The following is a 2,230-nucleotide window of genomic DNA, read 5'->3' as shown; positions in this document are numbered from 1 at the left end:
TGTCAACGGCAGGCCAATCCTGACCACTTTTTGGCATCCGAAATCTGACCCCTTTCTGGCCGGGGTGGTGGGTGGTTTCAGTCTTCAGTTGTGCCGGCGGTGGGGACGCGGCCGAGGTCGCGGTCCTTGAGCCGGTAGCTGTCGCCTTTCAGCGCGATGACCTCGGCGTGGTGGACGAGGCGGTCGATCATGGCCGCGGCGACGACGTCGTCGCCGAAGACCTCGCCCCACCGGCCGAATACTTTGTTGCTGGTCACGATCAGCGAGGCTCGTTCGTAGCGGGAGGAGACGAGCTGGAAGAACAGGTTCGCAGCTTCGTTCTCGAACGGGATGTAGCCGACCTCGTCGATGACCAGCAGTGGGTAACGGCCGAGTTTGGTCAGCTCGGCCTGCAGGCGGCCGGTGTGGTGGGCTTCGGTCAGGCGGGCCACCCATTCGGCGGCGGTGGCGAACGCGACCCGGTGCCCGGCCTGGCAGGCTCGGATCGCCAACCCGATCGCGAGGTGGGTTTTGCCGGTTCCGGGTGGGCCCAGGAACACGACGTTCTCTTTCGCGGTGACGAAGTCCAGGGTGCTCAGGTGCGCGATCACGTCACGTTTCAGCCCACGGGTGTGACTGAAGTCGAACTCTTCCAATGATTTCCGGTGAGGGAACCGGGCAGAACGGATCCGTCCTTCACCGCCATGGGACTCGCGGGCAGAGACTTCTCGTTGCAAGCAGGCGACGAGGAATTCTTCGTGGGTCCAGTTCTCGGCGCGGGCGCGTTCGGGAAGCCGCTGCGCGGCTTCCCGAAGCGACGGTGCTTTCAACGCTCGGGTGAGGAAGCTCAGCTCGGCGGTGACGTCGCGGGTCGAGGTGGAGGTCTTGGCTAGGTTTCGTGTCCTGGCGGGCATCAGGCCACCCCGCCTTCGGTGTCGATGCCCAGGGCGGTGTCGTAATCGGCCAGGTTGCGTTGCTCGACCTCGGGTTCCGGCGCTGCTCGCAGGACACCGATCCGGCCGCGCCGCAACACTCTTGCGGCTTCGATGTGTTGGGGATCGGAGATGGTTTGATGCGCCGCCCAGATTCGTTCATGATCAGCAACGATCCGGCCGCCGGAATGAACCCGGACTCGTTGCAGGTCGGCGACGATTTCGATCCTGCGCCCTATCACCGCGGGATGCACCGAGTAGTCGTTGGAATCGAAGCGAATGTAGTGATCACGCGGCAGCCGGGCTGATCGCCGCCACCCGGTTTCCGGCGCGATCGGCGGCAACGCGAGCATCGCTTGCCGGTCCGCGGTGATCCGATCGGTCGGCGCACAGCCCAGCACCCGGCGTGGTCGGCGGTTCACCAACTCCAGCCAGTCCCCGAGCTGGGTATTGAAATCGGCGGGGCCGGTGAACGACCGCCCGGGCAGGAAAGACCGTTCCAGATAGTCATGAGCCCGTTCGATCATGCCCTTGGCTTCCGGATCGGCGGGTTTGCAGACGACCACCTTCGCACCCAATGTTCCTCGGAATGCCTGGCATTCGTTCGTGAGTTCGCTGCGACCGGCGCGCCAGCGACCGATCGCGCCTTCGCCGTCCCAGACCAAAACCTTCGGCACCGAGCCGAGCCGGTGGATATGGGTCCACCACCCAGCGAACAGGTCTTCGGCATGCCGGGTCGGGATCAACACCGCCATCAACCAGCGTGAATACCCCAACACCATGGTCAGGACCGGTAGTTGTTTCGGCCCGCGGACCTGCCCGAACCCCACCGGCAGGTTGATCGGCGGAAACCAGAAATCGCACTGAGCGACCTCACCGGCCATATACATCGTCCGCGACGCCGGATCCGGCGGCAGATACGCCGGCCGCAGCTCAGCGACCCGCCCCGACAGCGTCCGGACCGACCGGGTCCAGCCGATCCGCTCCGCGATCACCGTCGACGGCATCGTCGGATAAACCTTCAACAATTCCCGAATCTGCGGCTCTACCGCGTCCACGATCGACCCCTTCGACGGCCGCTCGTATTTCGGTGGTCGGTCCGAAGCCACAGCTGCTCGCACGGTATTGCGGGACACGCCCATCAGCCGGGCGATCGCCTTGATCGGAACACCCTCTGAACGGTGCAAACGACGAATCTCAGCCCAATCTTCCACGGCAAGCATCCCTTCGTCCTCCTGGCTCGGTTAAAGCCAGGGTCCCGACCAAAGGGGTCAGTTTTCAGTTGCCACGCAGGGGTCAGTATTTACCTGCCGTCGACA

2 protein-coding genes are annotated in these 2,230 nt (G+C 64.3%); both read right to left on the bottom strand.

Annotated features, from left to right (window positions below):
• Positions 1-77: 77 nt before the first annotated feature.
• Positions 78-893: an IS21-like element helper ATPase IstB gene (istB, locus tag ACX4ZE_RS22640; RefSeq protein WP_480275485.1), complete on the bottom strand. Its 816-nt coding sequence runs from the start codon at positions 891-893 to the stop codon at positions 78-80.
• Positions 893-2,134 carry an IS21 family transposase gene (gene istA, locus ACX4ZE_RS22635; protein WP_480275484.1) on the bottom strand — a complete coding sequence of 414 codons (1,242 nt, stop codon included), beginning with the start codon at positions 2,132-2,134 and terminating at the stop codon, positions 893-895. The genes istB and istA overlap by 1 nt, the downstream gene beginning before the upstream one ends.
• Between the last annotated feature and the right edge of the window lie 96 nt (positions 2,135-2,230).

This window comes from Nocardia sp. TBRC8007 (genome assembly GCF_056629435.1).
This window is presented reverse-complemented; position numbering and strand designations above follow the sequence as displayed.

What these genes read in the sequence shown, in the direction of transcription:
- istB (WP_480275485.1), bottom strand. Translation starts at nt 893, where the DNA reads ATGCCCGCCAGGACACGAAACCTAGCCAAGACCTCCACCTCGACCCGC.
- istA (WP_480275484.1), bottom strand. Translation starts at nt 2,134, where the DNA reads ATGCTTGCCGTGGAAGATTGGGCTGAGATTCGTCGTTTGCACCGTTCA.